The organism is Natronorubrum sp. A-ect3, assembly GCF_041821125.1.
In the GTDB taxonomy this organism is placed as follows: domain Archaea; phylum Halobacteriota; class Halobacteria; order Halobacteriales; family Natrialbaceae; genus Natronorubrum; species Natronorubrum bangense.
The window spans coordinates 1-15900 of sequence record NZ_JBGUBB010000005.1 but is presented as its reverse complement, the minus strand read 5'-3'; the positions used below and the strand labels follow the sequence as shown (position 1 = coordinate 15900).

Annotated in this window: 18 protein-coding genes and 1 pseudogene; 6 read left to right on the top strand and 13 right to left on the bottom strand. The window is 61.6% G+C overall.

Translation table 11 applies throughout. From position 1 onward, the window contains the following. Positions 1-30: 30 nt before the first annotated feature. Positions 31-432 carry a universal stress protein gene (locus tag ACERJA_RS15085; RefSeq protein ID WP_373609078.1) on the top strand — a complete coding sequence of 134 codons (402 nt, stop codon included), beginning with the start codon at positions 31-33 and terminating at the stop codon, positions 430-432. A 51-nt stretch (positions 433-483) separates the two neighbouring features. On the opposite strand, the gene ACERJA_RS15080 is transcribed toward ACERJA_RS15085, so the two are convergent. From ACERJA_RS15080 to ACERJA_RS15065, 4 genes are all read right to left on the bottom strand, one after another. Further along, positions 484-873, bottom strand: a complete 390-nt coding sequence (locus ACERJA_RS15080; RefSeq protein WP_373609077.1) for a universal stress protein — start codon at positions 871-873, stop codon at positions 484-486. A 442-nt stretch (positions 874-1315) separates the two neighbouring features. Further along, complete coding sequence (locus tag ACERJA_RS15075; protein ID WP_373609076.1) at positions 1316-1627, bottom strand: hypothetical protein; 312 nt, start codon at positions 1625-1627, stop codon at positions 1316-1318. Next, on the bottom strand, positions 1624-1971 hold the full coding sequence (locus ACERJA_RS15070) for an ArsR/SmtB family transcription factor (protein WP_373609075.1): 348 nt from the start codon (positions 1969-1971) through the stop codon (positions 1624-1626). Before ACERJA_RS15070 ends, ACERJA_RS15075 begins: the two co-directional genes overlap by 4 nt. Positions 1972-2209: 238 nt before the next feature. Then, positions 2210-2914, bottom strand: coding sequence for an alpha/beta hydrolase family protein (locus ACERJA_RS15065; protein ID WP_373609074.1), 705 nt, complete (start codon positions 2912-2914; stop codon positions 2210-2212). A gap of 103 nt (positions 2915-3017) precedes the next feature. Here ACERJA_RS15065 and ACERJA_RS15060 point away from each other — a divergent pair, with 103 nt between their 5' ends. Both ACERJA_RS15060 and ACERJA_RS15055 read left to right on the top strand, forming a co-directional pair. Next, positions 3018-3182, top strand: coding sequence for a hypothetical protein (locus tag ACERJA_RS15060; protein ID WP_373609073.1), 165 nt, complete (start codon positions 3018-3020; stop codon positions 3180-3182). Between the two features lie 405 nt (positions 3183-3587). Beyond that, positions 3588-4730 carry a tyrosine-type recombinase/integrase gene (locus tag ACERJA_RS15055; RefSeq protein WP_373609072.1) on the top strand — a complete coding sequence of 381 codons (1143 nt, stop codon included), beginning with the start codon at positions 3588-3590 and terminating at the stop codon, positions 4728-4730. Between the two features lie 169 nt (positions 4731-4899). On the opposite strand, the gene ACERJA_RS15050 is transcribed toward ACERJA_RS15055, so the two are convergent. The 9 genes from ACERJA_RS15050 to ACERJA_RS15010 are packed head-to-tail and all read right to left on the bottom strand — an operon-like array spanning position 4900 to position 13338. Beyond that, entirely contained in the window at positions 4900-6756 is a 1857-nt protein-coding gene (locus tag ACERJA_RS15050; protein ID WP_373609071.1) for a Na(+)/H(+) antiporter subunit D, read from the bottom strand. Further along, on the bottom strand, positions 6753-8717 hold the full coding sequence (locus ACERJA_RS15045) for a proton-conducting transporter membrane subunit (RefSeq protein ID WP_373609070.1): 1965 nt from the start codon (positions 8715-8717) through the stop codon (positions 6753-6755). The genes ACERJA_RS15050 and ACERJA_RS15045 overlap by 4 nt, the downstream gene beginning before the upstream one ends. Then, positions 8718-10238, bottom strand: coding sequence for a proton-conducting transporter membrane subunit (locus ACERJA_RS15040; protein WP_373609069.1), 1521 nt, complete (start codon positions 10236-10238; stop codon positions 8718-8720). It lies immediately after the preceding gene. Next, positions 10231-10614: a cation:proton antiporter subunit C gene (locus ACERJA_RS15035; protein WP_006067408.1), complete on the bottom strand. Its 384-nt coding sequence runs from the start codon at positions 10612-10614 to the stop codon at positions 10231-10233. Before ACERJA_RS15035 ends, ACERJA_RS15040 begins: the two co-directional genes overlap by 8 nt. Then, positions 10607-11107, bottom strand: coding sequence for an MnhB domain-containing protein (locus ACERJA_RS15030; protein WP_373609068.1), 501 nt, complete (start codon positions 11105-11107; stop codon positions 10607-10609). The genes ACERJA_RS15035 and ACERJA_RS15030 overlap by 8 nt, the downstream gene beginning before the upstream one ends. Then, positions 11107-11655: a DUF4040 domain-containing protein gene (locus ACERJA_RS15025; protein WP_006067406.1), complete on the bottom strand. Its 549-nt coding sequence runs from the start codon at positions 11653-11655 to the stop codon at positions 11107-11109. The genes ACERJA_RS15030 and ACERJA_RS15025 overlap by 1 nt, the downstream gene beginning before the upstream one ends. Beyond that, complete coding sequence (mnhG, locus tag ACERJA_RS15020) at positions 11652-11984, bottom strand: monovalent cation/H(+) antiporter subunit G (RefSeq protein ID WP_006067405.1); 333 nt, start codon at positions 11982-11984, stop codon at positions 11652-11654. Before mnhG ends, ACERJA_RS15025 begins: the two co-directional genes overlap by 4 nt. Further along, positions 11981-12268 carry a cation:proton antiporter gene (locus tag ACERJA_RS15015; protein WP_006067404.1) on the bottom strand — a complete coding sequence of 96 codons (288 nt, stop codon included), beginning with the start codon at positions 12266-12268 and terminating at the stop codon, positions 11981-11983. Before ACERJA_RS15015 ends, mnhG begins: the two co-directional genes overlap by 4 nt. Next, positions 12265-13338 (bottom strand): monovalent cation/H+ antiporter subunit E, encoded by a 1074-nt coding sequence (locus ACERJA_RS15010; RefSeq protein ID WP_373609067.1) that lies wholly within the window; start codon positions 13336-13338, stop codon positions 12265-12267. Before ACERJA_RS15010 ends, ACERJA_RS15015 begins: the two co-directional genes overlap by 4 nt. Positions 13339-14021: 683 nt before the next feature. Here ACERJA_RS15010 and ACERJA_RS15005 point away from each other — a divergent pair. The 3 genes and pseudogenes from ACERJA_RS15005 to ACERJA_RS14995 form a co-directional block, all read left to right on the top strand. Continuing rightward, entirely contained in the window at positions 14022-14372 is a 351-nt protein-coding gene (locus ACERJA_RS15005) for a ferredoxin (RefSeq protein ID WP_373609066.1), read from the top strand. A 99-nt stretch (positions 14373-14471) separates the two neighbouring features. Next, a complete protein-coding gene (locus ACERJA_RS15000) occupies positions 14472-15725 on the top strand; it encodes an acyl-CoA dehydrogenase family protein (protein WP_373609065.1) in 1254 nt (417 codons plus the stop codon). Positions 15726-15765: 40 nt separating this feature from the next. Further along, positions 15766-15900 (top strand): annotated as a pseudogene (locus tag ACERJA_RS14995) (MaoC family dehydratase); the annotation flags it as partial.

Sequence of the window (15900 nt, the reverse complement as noted above, 5' to 3'; positions counted from 1 at the left end):
TTTTTGCCGGCCGTCATCAAAGAACGGGCCATGTACGACACGATTTTGGTTCCGACTGACGGCCGACCGAACACCGAGCGAGCGATCGAAGAGGCGATCGAACTCGCACGCGTTCACGGTGCTTCCATCCACGCGCTGTACGTTATCAACTCCGCCGAAATCGCACCCGGAATGGCGTTCGAAGACCTCGAGCCGATCGGCGAGCGAGCCGTTGAGTACGTTGCAACCCAGGCAGCGGAGGCCGGAATCGACGACGTTCAAACGGCAGTCGTCCACGGACTCCGCCATCAAGCGATTCTCGATTACGCTGCCGACCACGATGTCGACCTGATCGTCATGGGCCGACACCGTGGTATCGAGCGATTCTTCCGAAAGAGCGTCTCCGAACAGGTCTCGAGAAAGGCACAGACCTCCGTTCTCGTCGCCGAGTAGTCGGACTCGTCGCTACACCGGTATTGCGGCGACGACAGACCGACCAGTCGATCACAACTCGGGACCAGGAACGACGACGACCGGCAGTGGGGCTGCCTCGAGCACGGCGTGTGCGGTCGATCCGACCGCTGCCGACTCGTTGGGGATGCCATCGACGGATGCGATGACCAGTTCGTCGGCATCGGCCGCGGCTGCGGTCTCGAGGAGAACTTCGGCGGGATCGCCATCGTCCTCGCGAATCGCTGTGTTGAGTTCGCCAACGGTCGCGAGCCGAACGGGGGCAACGTTTAGCGCCTCTTGGGCATCTCGTCGTGCCGTCGCGTCGCTGGGTGGCGTGACGGCGACGACCGTCACGGTATCTGCCGCGGTCGCTCGCTCGTCGAGGTAGTCACAGATCGCTGCCGTCGTGTGGACAGATGCCGTGCCGGCGAGATAGTGCATACCTGGTTCTCGAACGGCAGTCCAAAGAAGCTGTGGGCAGTTCGACTGACTGTGCCTCTCGGACGCCCGCCCTCGATATGACAGCCGATACGGCCCGTCTCAGGACGTGGATTTTCCAGGTCAGAAAACGCGCTTGTGACTCTATTAGGTGACAGCGGAAAACAGTGGCTGGGGACACTCGTCCCGACTCGGCACGGCGTGACCCGCCCAGTTGGATCATCCCCACCGATCATCGCTGGACACATCCCACTCGACGGACGACCGCATCCTCCCACCTCCGCGGTCGGTCCGTCAGGGTTCCGCTATCCAGCAACCCCCGCAACTCCGCTTCGGCCCACACCGACTCGAGTGTCGCCCTGTACACGGTCCTCGAGAGTCGAATTGCTTCTCCACGCGTTAACGACCGTAATCAGTTTCACACACCATGCAGGTGCGTGGCTCCCTAATGCTGTCCGTACAGCGAGTACATGATCGCGACGAGCCCAGCTAACCGGCTCACGTTTTCGAGAAACGCCGTTACGACCTGTTCCGCGCCGACGAGCGTCGTGACTGCCACGTTGATCAGGAACGGACAGAGCGTCAACAAGAGCAATCCGACGGCGAGATAGAGCATCGATGACGCGTCGTTGCGCCGATAGCCTCGGTAAGCCTGATAGGCGATGATCGTCCCGATTAGTGCAACCAGAAAGAGACTCGCAACCGTCAGCAGTTCAAACAGGGGTGCCTCGTCGAGCCGGACGACGTTCTGGCTCATCGCATCCCCTCCCACAGCCGGGTGAATTTGTCGGCGACGTCCTCATCACGATACGTCAACTCGAGGGTAAACGAGCCGTCCTCGAGAGATAACTCGAGTTGATCGAGGTTCGCGCTGTAGACGCTGAAGTGGTTGCCGTCTGGTGCGAGTTCCGTCTCTTCGGTGACGAGGTGACACTCCTCGAGGCGCTCGAGGCGCCGGTAGATCGTCGGCAGGGACGCATCACACCGCTCGCTCAGGGTACTGGCAGACATTGGTTCGATGCTCGTATTGGTGAGGATTTCGCGTGCGTATTCGTCGTCGAGGACGGCAAGCACAGTTGATAGATCAGTATCCTCACTCACTGTTAGCTCATCGTTCCGGCATGGCTATCAAAAACGGTCCGGTTTTTCTGAACGAGAAAATCCCGTTCCGTCCGTCGATCTGAGCTGGCAGCGTGTGGAACCGAACACCTCCTCGGTGACTGCGTCGTGTCTGTCCGGTGTCCCAGGACAGGGTCTGCAGTATCATATCGCATAATAGGATTTATCAATGGGGTTGCACAGTGGCGAAACTGTCTTCCTGGGTCGCGTCTCTGTTCCCTCAATGCGTTTCGAGCCAGTGAAACAGTCGCTCGAGCAGCCGTGTCTCTGCTTCCCTCGAGAACCGGTGGCCCTCCGATGCGAACGTCTCGAGGAGGACGTCCGTCTCGAACTGTGCAGCTGCGTCGAAGCTGTGAGCGACATCGACGACGGCGTCGTCGCTGCCGTGAAAAATTGCGATCGGGATGTCGAGGTCGATGGTCGCGAAGCTGTAGGTGTCGAAATCATCGAAAAAGCGTCCATCGATTCGGTCACCGGTATCGAACTGACACTCGCCATCGCGTTCGACGGCTTGCCGATACGCATCAAACACCCGGTTATAGGTCACCGGTGCCCGCGTCACGACCGCGCTGACGCGACTGTCCTGGGCGGCGGCGTGAAACGCGACCTTGCCGCCGAAACTCGAGCCAAAGAGTACGTACGATGCGGGATCGAACTGATCGACGACGGCACGCAGATCAGCGAGTTTTGCGCTGAGTGTCTGGTCGACGAACTGTCCATCGGACTCGCCACAGCCGCGAAAATCGAACCGAACGGCGTTGTATCCTTCGTCGACGGCTCGCCGACACCGATGTTCGTAGCTCCCGGTCTTGTCGCTGAGAAAGCCGTGACAGAAGACGATCCAGTCGTCTCCGGGTGCCTCGTGGTGGACGGCAGCGACAGCCCCACCATCGACCACCGGAATTCGGTGCTGTGTTTCGGTCATTGGTTTCATCCACGGTGGTTGCTGTCGTAACCGTTGTGTCTGTCGGCTACATGGCCGTCGCTGGCACATCATTTACGCACGTGTTCCTCGAGGACGATACTGTATGGCCCAGACGACCTACAGGTGTCACTGTGGCGCGCTTCTGGAATTCAAACAGGATCTCGAGAAAGAGCCCGGGCTCACGACACGGAGCTGGAAGTGCAAGGACTGTGGGATACCCGTCCCCAGCCAGTACGCCGAGAAGATCAGCCACCAGCATCCATCCTGATCGCGCGGTGGGGTCTCATTCCCGAACTCGTCTCCGATGACCGGACGGCGTCGCGGTCGAAAAGAGTACTTGTGATTACTCGTCTAATCTAAAGTACCCCCTATTTTCGGCTGAAGTGGCGAACGATGCGTTCTCGAGGGCTGTATCTGGTATCTCCGTCCTCACTGCCAACAATATATCGTATGATGATATACAAACTTTCTGCTGACAAGGAAAACGGAGTTCCACGACGCATCACCACCGAGCCGACAGGGAGGCTGTCAAACTCCATCACCCGCGATTTGGAGTTCCAGTTTCTTTCCAGACCCCCAGTTCCGAAACACAGATTTAGGGTGCTGGGCTAGTACCGTATGAGTAGATGATTCACGGCGTCGATACCGGACCGAACGGCAGGGTGATCGAACCGTGACCGACTCCGAGACAGATGTCGCCGTCGTCGACGCGGTCGATGCGTACCTCCAGCGGAAAGCCGTTGGCGACCCTGACGGGAGAGGGGCCGGCACGTACGCCTCCAACGCCGAATCGATCCTGCGACGCTGGGCTGACTGGCTCGAGGCCGAACACAACGTCCACTCACTGTTCGTTCTTGACGTCGAGCATATGCACGCCTACGCCACTGAGTTACGCACTCGAGTCGACCGCGGCGAGTACACGGCCTCGACTGCTGGCACCTACTACGCGGTTGTCCGCGCGTTTCTCTCGTGGTGTGTTCGTGGCGGCATTCTCGAGTCGAATCCGGCCGCGACCGACGACGCCACGGCCACGCTGCCGACCGCTGACGATCGACCGGGCCGCGAGTACTGGACGGCGACCCAGCGCCGTCGACTCGAGCGCTACCTTCGAGAACGCACACTTGCGGCATCGACGGCACCCGACAACCACGACGAGCGGTGTAATCGCTTGCGCGAGTACGCGATGGTCTCGTTGCTCGCCCACTCGAGCGTGCGGGGCTCCGAACTGTTTAGCGTCCCCGACGACGAGCGCCGCACCGGGGCGACGTGGGAGGACGTCGACTTCTATACGGGCACGATTCGCGTGCTGGGAAAATCCCAGCGACTCGAGGATGTGCCACTGCCCGGCCCGGCTCGGACGCCACTACGACGGTATCGGGTCGTCTTCGATCCGCCGGCCAACGACTGGCCGCTGTTTCCGACCCGGCATGCACCGTCGATCGCTCGCCGAGTCAAAAACGTGCTGGCAGAGCGTGGCTACGATGACGAGGAGATCGACGCGCTGTGTGCGGATGCGACGGCGAGCGAGCTCGCCCGCGAACACGCGATTTCGCCACCGGCGATCACCACCGAAGGCGCTCGGTCGGTGCTCAAACGGCTCTGTAAGGACGCGAACGTCGATGTCGACGGCAACTACCTGACGCCACGCGGTGTCCGAGGGGATCACGACGGCGACAGCTACCGGCGCGAAGCCACAGCGTCGAAACCTGCCTTACGCACATCTGCACTCGAGCAGACGATCGCGGTTCCGGAAACGTACCCACCGATCGTCGACGTCGACTCGAGCGAGCACGACGAACATTCGGAGAGTCGCTGACACTGCCGGGTGTCTCAAGTCACGGATCGCTGACTGTTCGGATTGTCACGGCGTGGTACTGATTTTAGTAGATCGTCTGGCTACCGGCCGCTAATTGATTTTCACCATCATCGACCGGACGACCGATTCGAGTGTCGGTCGAGTCTCGCCTCGAGAACGCGAAACGGCGTTAGGTAATCAGCAGCCAGAGGACGACCGTCAACAGGATCGTCAACAGGAGGACGGTGGTGCCGATCCCGGTTCGAAGGTGGATCGTCGATGGACGACCGCCGTCTGCGGCGCGGCGTTCCTCGACGTCGACCATCGGGAGTCGGCGGGCAGCGGCATCGACAGCCAGCGCGGGATTGTTCCCGATCCAGTAACAGCTCGTGACGAAGTTAACGACAGCAGCGTCGACGGTGGCGTACGTCCACGTCGTGACGCGCATCGTCCCGCGTCCGAGATGGTACATCGCGGGGTTGACGATCAGTGCCGGGTCGGAGTAGTCGAGTTTCGAGAGCGGCTTGCGGATGATCTTGAAGCCGACTGCGGAGATGGCGATGAGGATCGCTGCATCCTGCAGGTGGCCCATGCTGTACGGCGTGAGCGTTTGCTCAGCACCACCGGGGCCAATGAACCCTGTCCCATCAATCAGCGGCAGCAGATCGGTGAAGACCGGCCAACCGACCGCTGGCAGTCCGAGGACGACACACGCGCCGCCGACCGAGAGCATCGCCGTCGTCTGTCCCGGCTTCGAATCGCGGACCTCGCGATCGCTCTCACCGTGGAAGAAGACGTAGTAGCCGAGTTTGATAAAGGAGAGGAACGTGCCGATGGCACCGATGAACAGCAACCAGTACAGTGCCTGGTACTCCGAGCCACCGTAGTAGCTCGGATCGGCAGCGTCGAGCACCATCCCCTTGCTGATGAAGCCGCTGAAGCCGGGTACGGCGGTAATCGAGAGCGCGCCGATGAAGAACGCAATCGCGGTCAGCGGCATCTCACGCCAGAGGCCGCCGAGTTTGTAGAGGTCGTTCTCTTGAGTTCGGTAGATGACGACCCCGACGGCCATGAACAGCAGGCTCTTGTAGAGGACGTTGTTGAACAGGTGTCCCATTGCGCCGGCGGCACCGATTGCGGTCCCGATCCCGATCCCGGCGACCATGTACCCAAGCTGAGCCTGGATGTGATAGGACAACAGCGCACGCATGTCGTGCTGGAGCAGGGCGAAGACGACGCCGTAGACGGCCATCAGGCCGCCCATGTACGCGAGGTAGATGTTCCCCTCCGGAACGGCCCGCAGGAGAATGTATGCGCTCGTTTTCGTCGTAAAGGCGGCGAGGAACACCGACGCCGCGAAGTGTGGTCGCGGGTAGGTGTCGGGCAGCCAGGTGTGGAAGCCGACGAACGCGACGTTGACACCGATCCCAAGCACTGCAAGCAAGAGCGGAAGCCCGTCGGCGATCCCGCCAGCCAGTAAGGCGTCGGCGTAGTTGACGCCCTCGCCGTAGGCGAAGGTTCCGACCTGCGCGTAGTGGGCGATCACCGCGAACAACATCAGACTGCCACCGATCCCGTGAGCGAGCGCGTACCGGTAGCCCGCACGGACCGCGTCGCCGCCGTATTGCCAGACGAGCAGCGTGCTCGTCAGCGCCATGATCTCCCACATGAACACGAGGACGAGCCAGTCACCAGCGAAGGCCGCACCGACCGCGCTGGCGACGTAAGCGAGTGCGAACGCAGCCATCGTCTTCGACGCCTCACTCGAGTAGGCGTAGATAACGGCGAAGGTGCCGAGGAACCCGAGTGCGACTCCCATCATTCGGGTGAAGTCGTCGATGTAGAACGGCTGTATCTCCGCGAATCCGAGGAACGTCCCCGTCAGATGTGCACCCTCTGGAGCGAACAGTGCGACTGCGACCACGGACGCAAGACTGAGCGCACCGAGCGCAAAGCCAAGGATCCGTGGCAAGACGAGCACGAGCAGGGCCGCTGCAAAGACAATCAGCGGCGGGTAGGCCATCGTCAACATGTCGATTTCGGTCATTCGTCGATCACCTCGAGTGCCTCAGCAAGCGAGAGGCCACGCAACTCATCGAACGATTCGACCCCGAAGACGCCTTCGACGATGTACGTCGCCAGATCGAGGAAGACGGCGTAGTCGGGGACCACTCCGAGCGTAACTGCGCCGGTCGCGATAATGCTGATCGGGACGAGCATGAGCCACGTGCTCTCGCTGAGCGGGGTGTGACGAGCCCAGCCACCGGCTGGTGGGCCGCCGTGGTGGTGGTCGTCGTGGTCGTCATGCGCGTCGTCGTGGCCACCGTGATCGTGGTGGTCATCGTCCGCAGCGTCGTCGGAGACTGTGTGGTCGCTTGGATACTTGTCGACAGCATACTCGTACGCTTCGTCATCGTCCAGCTCCGCCGGCGTTCCAGCGCCTTTGGATTCGCTTTCGTCGTCATCGCCAGCGGGCTGTGGGTGTCCGGATTCAGGCTTCTCGCCACCGTCGGTTGCGTACTCCTCGTCTGCGAAGTACGACTCGCGTTTGCCGCCCGGTGGGAACTCGAGGACAGGTTTGGCGTCGTGTCGGTCCTCGCTCTCGAAGAAGGCCGTGTAGACGACCGGCCAGAGGTAGGCGATGTTGAGGATTCCCGAGACGATCAGTGCGGCCGCGAAGATCCAGTAGCCGCCGCCGACGCTTCCCGATCCGATCAGCATGTAGAACTTGCTGACGAAGCCGGCGACAAGCGGCATCCCGGCCATGCCGGCCGCACCGATAGCGAAGGCGGACATCGTCAGCGGCATCCGTTTGCCGATGCCGGCCATCTCGCTGACGTAGTCAGTGTGGGTTTCGACGTGGACGGCCCCCGCACAGAAGAACAGGGTGAGCTTCCCGAACGCGTGGGCGGGGATGTGGAACAGCGCCCCGAGGATCGCGTACGGATGGAGCAGCGACAGCCCCAGTACGATGTAGGAGAGCTGTGCCGTCGTCGAGAACGCGAGTCGACGCTTGAGATGGTCTTTGCGCATCGCGATGATACTCGCTGCAGTGAGCGTAAACGCCGCGAGTATCGCCACCGGAATATTCAGCCCGACCTCACCGATCGCAGGCACGTTCAGCGGCAGGTCGTGGATAAGTCCCGGCCCGAACACCTCGAGGATCACTCGAGCGACGCCGAACGCGCCGGATTTGACGACTGCGACCGCATGGAGCAGTCCGGAGACGGGTGTCGGCGCGACCATCGCGTCGGCCAGCCAGGAGTGAAGCGGCATCACGGCGGCTTTGACGCCGAAGCCAGCGATCAGGAGGTAGAACGCAGCTTGGGCGATAGCCGGGTCTGCGGCAGCGGCTTCGGCCAGCATCTCGATACCGCCGGATTCGAACGCCAGATGGGCGTTCCCGGCAGGATCTGCGCTACTGGTGAGCCAGTAGACCAACACGGTTCCGGCGAGCAGGAAGACCCCGCCACCGAAGAACGTGTAGGTGAGGTATTTCCGACCCGCGATGCGGGCTTCGTTGTCTTCGTTGTGAGCGACCAGCGGGTAGGTGACGAGGCTCAACAGTTCGTAGAAGATGAAGATCGTCACCAGGTTCCCGGAGAAAGCGATCCCGATCGCCGTCGAGAGGCTCGCTGCGAACGCCGCGAAGAACCGGGTCTGGGCGTGTTCGTCCAGCCCGCGCATGTAGCCGGCGGCGTAGAACGAGGTAAAGATCCAGAGGAAACTCGCGAGCATCGCAAACAGCATGCCGAGCGGATCGGCACGCAGGACGAAGTCGATCCCGGCGAGGAACTCGACACCGAGTGACTCGCTGAGACTCCAGTAGTAGGTCGTCCCGTCCATGACGCCCGGGAGCATACTCGCGACGATCCCGAACTTCGTCAGTGCGGCGACGACCGACCAGCCCTCGCGGACGTTCGGATAACGATACGACGCGATGATCAGACACATCGCGACCGCCGATACGAGGACGGCGGCCAACGGCAGTATGGACGCTTCAGTCATTTAGTTGAACACCTCCGAAGTAAACGGCTCGAGCCACTCGAAGAAGGCACCACCCGTAAAGCCGAGCCCGATGGCGACGATGGCTGTCGCGATGAGGATGCCGAGCATACCGATCGAGACGGCTCCGGCCCTGCCACCGTCGGTTGCAACCCCTGCTGGGTGTGGCGAGTCGACGCCAGTTGCCGGCGTGAAATACATCTTCTCGAGCAGCCGCGCCGAATACGCCAGCGTCAGCATGGTGCTGAGGAAGATGACGAGCGCGATGGGCCACAGCTCGGCTTCGACCGCGCCGACGGCGATATACCACTTGCCGATGAAGCCAGCCGACGGCGGGATGCCGATCAGTGCGATCAGCAAGAGCGCGATCGAGCCGGCCGCAAACGGCCTGTTGCTGGCGAGTCCAGCGTACTCATCGACGGTTCGGGCACCGTAGCCGACGGCGACGACGCCAGCCCCGATGAAGAGACCGGCTTTGATGACGCCGTGGCCGATCAGGTGGATGACCGCGCCGACGAACGCCGTCTGTGTGACGAGGCCGTAGGCAACGACGATGAGGCCGAACTGCGAGACCGAGGAGTACGCGAACATGCGTTTGACGTCGCGCTGGATCACGGCGAGTGTGCTCCCGGCGAGAACGCTCACAGCGCCGACCGTGACGACGATCTCGGTCAGATACGGTGTCGCGGTGAGGAACTCGGGTCCGAAGACGTTGTACATGATTCGACCGAGTGCGTACGCGGAGACGGTCGAGACGAGGGCGGCAATCATTGGGGTGACGCCGTCAGGAGCGTGCTGGTAAGCGTCGGGCTGCCAGCTGTGCAAGGGCCACTGGGCCACCTTCAGCGCGAAGCCAACGAAGATGAACGCAAAGGCCGCACGGAGCAGCGTCAGATCGCTCCCGCCGTTGTCGGCGATCTGTGGAATCACCTCACCGAGGACTTCCATGTTCAGTGCGCCGGTCGCCATGAACAGGAAGCCGACACCGATCAGGTACATCGAGGCCCCGAGCGTGCCGAGGATGAGATATTTCAGGGCGGCGACTGCGGATTCGGGACCGTCGCCGCTGGCGATCATGGCGTATGTTGCCAGCCCAACGATCTCGAGGAAGACGAACATGTTGAACACGTCGCCAGTCATCGAGAGGCCGAGCAGGCCACCGACGAGCAGCAGGTAGCCGGTGTAGAACGTGTTTCCGCGCGGACCGCCGGTGCGGGTGTATGCGAGGACGGCCGCAGCAGTGACCGTGACGAGAAGGGCGATCAGCACGGAGAACTCGTCGGCGACGAGTTCGATGCCGATCCCCTGTGGTTCGCCCCAGCCGCCGAGGACGTGGACGACGCGGCCGGTTTCGTAGACGGCGGCGGCGAGATAGGCCGTCGCCGCAAACAGCGCCGTCGTCGTGATCGCAGCCACGGACCAGCCGGTTCGGTCGAACCGGAGACCGAGTGCGATCGGCACGGTCGCAAGCAGGATCGGCGCGGCGATCAGCAGGGCCGGCAGCAGTTCGGCGAGTCTACTCATCGGCACGCACCTCCCGAAGGGTATCCTCGCGGAGGGTTCCATACTCCGCGTAGATGCGGACGATCAGTGCCAATCCGACGGCAGTCAGCGCGATCCCGACGACAATCGCGGTCAGCACGATCACGTGTGGGAGCGGACTCGCCATCGCGAGCTCGCCCGGGTTTGGGTCGGCTGGCACGATCGGTGCGCTTCCGCCTTCGACGTAGGCGACCGCGACGAAAAACAGGAAGATCGCGGTCTGGAAGAGGTTGACACCGATCAGCTTCTTGACGAGGTTCTCGCTTGCGATCATCATATACATCCCGATGCCCATCACGACGAACATCAGCGCGTAGGCGTAGCGGGTCGTCAGAACGTCGACTGCAGCTTCAATCATCGTCTCTCACCTCCGTCTCGAGGCCGTCGTTTTCACGACGTTCGGGCGTAAAGCCCGCGGCGGTCGCGAAAAAGAGCGTGATGACGATGCCGGCGACGATCAGTGCGACGCCACCGACTTCGATCGCTTCCATCCCCCAGTAGTGGGCGATGCCGAAGGCCTCGGTGAACTGGTCGTACTCGAGGAAGTTGCCCCCGAGTGCGATGGTCGCGAGACCGGTGGCGATGAAGATGGTGACGCCGCCGGTCACGAGACCGACAATAAAGGAGTTTTTCAGCCACCGACGGGTGGGTTCGATCCCGAACGCGAAAGCGAGCATGAGGACGGTGACGCCGATAATGGCACCACCCTGGAAGCTCCCACCAGGTGTGTCAGCGCCGTGGAGACTCATGAACATCCCGTAGGTGAGGATAAACGGTGCGATGATCTTGACCGAGGTCATGATCACCTGGCTTTCGGTGTAGGTATCGTCGTAGGATTCTGCACGAGACATTATGTGAACACCTCCCGTTTCAAGACGAGGAGAACGGCGAGCCCGGCCGCGAAGACGACGACGGCCTCACCGAAGGTGTCGAACCCACGGTAGGAGGCAAGCACCGCACTCACGGCGTTCTGGGCACCGGTATCAGCGTACGTTTCCTGCAGGTAGTACAGCGAGGGCGTCTGCTCGAGCACCCCGCCACCCCAGACCGGCGCGTCTTCGACACCGACGGCGTACATATCCGGCAGTAGCGTCATCAAGACGAGCACGAACGCGCCGACGGCGACGATCGCCGGCACGTTGATCTTCTCGAACAGCCGGTCGGTCGGTGGTCGGGTCGTCCGCGCGATCGTCAACAGGAGCAGGATCGTCGTCACGCCAGCGCCAATCGCGGCTTCGGTCATCGCGACGTCGGGCGCAAGCAGGTACGTATAGAGGATCGCCATGCCGAGGCTGTAGGCGCCGAAGACGACGATCACCGAGAGGACGTCCCGAAACAGGGCCGTCGCGAGCGCGGTGAGCAGGATGAACAGGGCCAGCGTCAGTGCGAACGGGCTCATTTCGACTCACCCTCTTCTGTGTCGTCGGCAGTCAGTGGATCGATCCCGCTCTCTGCGGCGGAACGAGCGATCGCGTGTGCTGCCGTCGGGTTCGTGATGAACACGAAAAACAGCAACAGGACGGTGTACACCGCCGAGTGCTGCCAGCCGAGCGCGATCGCGACGGCTGCAAGTGCGAGTCCAGCACCGAGCGTGTCCGCCTGCGATGCGGTGTGGGCTCGGGCGTAGACGTCGGGCAGTCGAAGCACGCCCACCGCCGAGACGAACGTAAAGAACAGTCCGAATGCGACGAGCACAACGATCGCCCAGAAGCGAAGCGATTCGATCATAGCACACCACCTCGCTCAACGGTGAACTTCGAGATGGCGATCGCCATCAGGAAGTTCAGCAGGGCGTAGATCAGCGCGATATCGAGGAACCACGGCTCGTCGAGTCCCGCCGCGAGCAGCGCGAGAATCACGACCGTGTTCGTCCCGAGAACGTTCACCGCGAGCAGTCGATCCTGGGTCGTTGGCCCCGCGACTGCACGATAAAACATCATGATCGCGAGGACAACGAACAGCGCGGCCGCCCCGAGGAAGATCTCCTCGATGGTCACACCACTTGGAATCACTGGTCGTCACCTCGGATAATCTCTGTATCACCGCGCTCGCGCGGCGTCGGGATCGCTGCCGATTCGCGTCCGTAGAAGACGAACCTGATGGCCCGCTCGAGGTCGCCATCGAACAGCCCCTCACGTGCGGACGGAATCAGGGTATGGACGAGCAGCCGCTGGTCGTCGGCCCGGACGACGAGCGTGCCCGGCGTGAGCGTGATGCTGTTTGCCAGCGCGAGCAGCGGAAGCCCGCTTCTGACGCGGGCGTTGACCCGTGTCATCGTCGGTTCGATGGGCATCGATGGCCGCAGGATGACGAGCGAGATCGCGAGGTTGGATTTGACGATCTCCCAGAGGAGATACGGCACGTAGAACGCAAACCGAATCGTCCGGATCGGCGACTGGACACGGTCCAGCGGGAACGTGAACGTGATCTGTGCAAGCGACACCGAAACGATCCCGGCAACCGCGGCTCCTGTCACGAGGTCGAACCAGTACGTTGGATCACCGAGCACGAGATAGAAGCCATAGGAGATCCAGAACATCGCGAACAGCCGATCGAAGCGTTCGGTTCCGTCACCGACCAACCGCTCGTGGCGAGCCGGTCGCTCGACTGGCGCTTCGTCGTAGGCGAGTCCGACGCGCTCGAGTTCGCGCTCGATCGATTGCAGCATCTGGGCCGTCGCTCCGGGCTGGTACTCCGGATCGAGAACGACCTGATCGATCCCGTGTTCGTCTGCGTAATCGTTGAACGTATCGGCGAAGTCTCGAGGACCAAAGAGGTACTCGTCTGTTCCGAGCAGTGCTGTCTCGATCGTTACTGGCCTACTGCCCGCATCTTCCTGCGCCCAGCTTCTGGCCTTCGAGAGCAGTTCTGATGCTGCTTCGGTGTGTTGTTGACTCTCTGGCAAGTCAGCCTCGTGGGGTAAGGCCACCACGAGATGGATGTCGAGTTCGTCGCTGTTCTCGAGGCCAGACTGAACCGCATACCCGACCGTTTGTCGGACGGTCACCGTGTCCGACAGCGGTACGAGTAGTCGTTCAGCCGCCACGGCGAACCCCCCTTCTTGGTGACCGTCGTTGGACATTCATGGACTCGTTGATAGTCGACTCAAGCGTTACCCGTAGGAAAACAATTTCGTTATCCTGCAGTTGGCCCAGTCGTTCATCATACACCCATTAGACGATCGTATCTGTTCAAATCTGTCGGCTAATTCCGATAGTGTGTGGGTGAACGTTGTATTTCATCGGATTTGCGGGGGTAAGTGACTCGAGGACCGGCCCCGAAGCAGTTCACCGTGTTTGTCACGTGCGTGCGATGTGTGTCTCATCTCATAGCGCTCATCGCGCAAAATCACGATCTCGAAATCGTGGTATCACACCAACTGCACCGATTTTCACGTCCATCTATAGTAACAACTGCAACTATTTACACACTGATCGCATCGCTCACGGGTCGTCCCTCCCCGTTCACTTTCCGCGGTTCTCACTCACTTCGTTCGCTCCGAACCACGCACGTTCCGAACCGCGCACGCTCCGAACCACGCTCCCGTCGTGCGATCAGGTGTGCATTGACTTGCAGTGGCTACTATAGCCGCTTTGCAGTCTGGTGTGCACGACGGTCAGAAGCGACCACTGCTTCCAATACGTGTGTTCGCTACCGACCACAAGCCTTACAATATTAGTTTCAGTAGAGAAATTCAACTTTCATGCCGATGACCGAACCCGTCTCGATCCGAATCGATGTCCCCGCGAGTCGAGTGCAGCCGAAATGAAACGCCGAACTGACCAGCAACGGGAGCGACTCGAGGCGCAGGTGTTCGTCTGCACGACCGACCGCGATGGTGAGTACGCTTGCTGTGCCGATGCCGGCGGAAAAGAAACCGTCGAGGCAATCAAATCCTGGCTCCGCGACCGCAACGCCTTCTGGTCGCCGATTTCGGTGACAGAGACCCAGTGTCTGGGGCTCTGTAGTGAGGGTGGCACTGCGCTTGCGATTCAGCCACGCAACGAGTGGTACTCCGACGTCCAACCAGAAGACGTACCCGACCTTCTCGAGTCCGAGTTCGGTCCGAATGCCGACCGTGTCGGCGACGCGTACGAGCAGCGAGCGCCCGAGTGAGACGCTCGAGGACACAGGCGGACTCGTAGCGAGCACGTCCCGACGCGAGACACCGCCTGCGACACAACGTTTTTCTCTCGACCTGACGACACCTACCCGATGGCCAGACTCCTGCGCGATGCGGTTGCACTCACTGAGAGCCAACAGCTCGTTCGCTCGAGTATCAGCGACATCTGTTCGGATTTCGACCACGAGTACTGGCGGCGACGAGCTGCCGACGGCGAATACCCCCACGAGTTCGTCGATGCGCTCGCAGACCACGGCTGGATGGGGATTCTCGTCCCCGAACAGTACGGCGGGGCCGGAATGGGGACTCAAGAAACCGTCGTCATGATGGAGGAGATCGCCGCTAACGGCGGCGGCTTCAGCGCCGCACAGGCCGTCCACGGCGGCGTCTACAACTCCGTGCCGATCGTCGAATACGCGAGCGAGGAACTCAAAGCGGATCTGCTTCCCCACGTCGCCAACGGCGAGCGCTCGATCCAGGCGTTCGGGCTGACCGAACCGAACGCGGGCTCGAACTCGACGGCGATCGAGACGCGGGCGGAGAAAAGCGAGGCACGTCGCGCCGCGGAACGAAACGGTGCAACCGCGGCGGAAGACGGCGGCGAGTACGTTATCAACGGGCAGAAGATCTGGACCTCCCGCGTCGATGTCTCGGATTACGTCGTCGTCGTTGCGCGGACGACACCGCGGGACGAGGTCGAGAAACGAACCCACGGGATCTCGATGTTTCTCGTCGACCTCGAGGACGCCCACGAGCAGGGCGCCCTCGAGATGGAGTCGATCCCCAAATCAGCCAGCGAGTTCGTCCACTCGTTCGAACTCTGGTTCGACGACTTGCGCGTGCCCGCGAAGAACCTTATTGGTGTCGAGGGCGAGGGCTTCTACCAGGTACTCGATGGATTGAACGAGGAACGACTCGTCATCGCTGCCGAGTGTATCGGCCTGGGACGGCTGGCACTCGAGCGCGCAGTCGAGTACGCCAACGACCGGGAGGTCTTCGACCGCGCCATCGGCTCGAATCAGGCGATCCAGCACCCGCTGGCGGAGGCCTACGCTCGCCTACAGGCGGCAAAACAGCTGACCTACAACGCCGCGGATCGCGCCGCCTCGGACGAGGATGTCGATCTGGGCGCGTATGCGAACGCAGCAAAGTTCCTCGCCGCGGATGCGGCCTACGAGGCGGCCGATGCAGCGGTCCAGACTCACGGCGGGTTCGGCGTCGCAAGGGAGTACGACGTCGAACGCTACTTTCGAGAAGCACGCCTGACGCGGCTGGTACCGATCACCCAGGAACTGGCGCTGAACTATCTCGGCGAGAACGTGCTTGGACTCCCGCGATCGTACTGACGACGTACCAACTGCTGTCACCAGAACCACCCCACGAATCATGTCCGATACAGACGAAACCAGCGATACAGACGCTACTGACGACGAATCAACCGAAAAGCGACTCGTCTCCGGCTGGCACGGCCGCTACTACGAGGATTTCGAGGTTGGCGACATCTACAAACATCCGTTCGGG

What these genes read in the sequence shown, in the direction of transcription:
- ACERJA_RS15085 (WP_373609078.1), top strand. Translation starts at nt 31, where the DNA reads ATGTACGACACGATTTTGGTTCCGACTGACGGCCGACCGAACACCGAG.
- ACERJA_RS15080 (WP_373609077.1), bottom strand. Translation starts at nt 873, where the DNA reads ATGCACTATCTCGCCGGCACGGCATCTGTCCACACGACGGCAGCGATC.
- ACERJA_RS15075 (WP_373609076.1), bottom strand. Translation starts at nt 1,627, where the DNA reads ATGAGCCAGAACGTCGTCCGGCTCGACGAGGCACCCCTGTTTGAACTG.
- ACERJA_RS15065 (WP_373609074.1), bottom strand. Translation starts at nt 2,914, where the DNA reads ATGACCGAAACACAGCACCGAATTCCGGTGGTCGATGGTGGGGCTGTC.
- ACERJA_RS15060 (WP_373609073.1), top strand. Translation starts at nt 3,018, where the DNA reads ATGGCCCAGACGACCTACAGGTGTCACTGTGGCGCGCTTCTGGAATTC.
- ACERJA_RS15050 (WP_373609071.1), bottom strand. Translation starts at nt 6,756, where the DNA reads ATGACCGAAATCGACATGTTGACGATGGCCTACCCGCCGCTGATTGTC.
- ACERJA_RS15045 (WP_373609070.1), bottom strand. Translation starts at nt 8,717, where the DNA reads ATGACTGAAGCGTCCATACTGCCGTTGGCCGCCGTCCTCGTATCGGCG.
- ACERJA_RS15040 (WP_373609069.1), bottom strand. Translation starts at nt 10,238, where the DNA reads ATGAGTAGACTCGCCGAACTGCTGCCGGCCCTGCTGATCGCCGCGCCG.
- ACERJA_RS15035 (WP_006067408.1), bottom strand. Translation starts at nt 10,614, where the DNA reads ATGATTGAAGCTGCAGTCGACGTTCTGACGACCCGCTACGCCTACGCG.
- ACERJA_RS15030 (WP_373609068.1), bottom strand. Translation starts at nt 11,107, where the DNA reads ATGTCTCGTGCAGAATCCTACGACGATACCTACACCGAAAGCCAGGTG.
- ACERJA_RS15025 (WP_006067406.1), bottom strand. Translation starts at nt 11,655, where the DNA reads ATGAGCCCGTTCGCACTGACGCTGGCCCTGTTCATCCTGCTCACCGCG.
- mnhG (WP_006067405.1), bottom strand. Translation starts at nt 11,984, where the DNA reads ATGATCGAATCGCTTCGCTTCTGGGCGATCGTTGTGCTCGTCGCATTC.
- ACERJA_RS15010 (WP_373609067.1), bottom strand. Translation starts at nt 13,338, where the DNA reads ATGTCCAACGACGGTCACCAAGAAGGGGGGTTCGCCGTGGCGGCTGAA.
- ACERJA_RS15005 (WP_373609066.1), top strand. Translation starts at nt 14,022, where the DNA reads ATGAAACGCCGAACTGACCAGCAACGGGAGCGACTCGAGGCGCAGGTG.
- ACERJA_RS15000 (WP_373609065.1), top strand. Translation starts at nt 14,472, where the DNA reads ATGGCCAGACTCCTGCGCGATGCGGTTGCACTCACTGAGAGCCAACAG.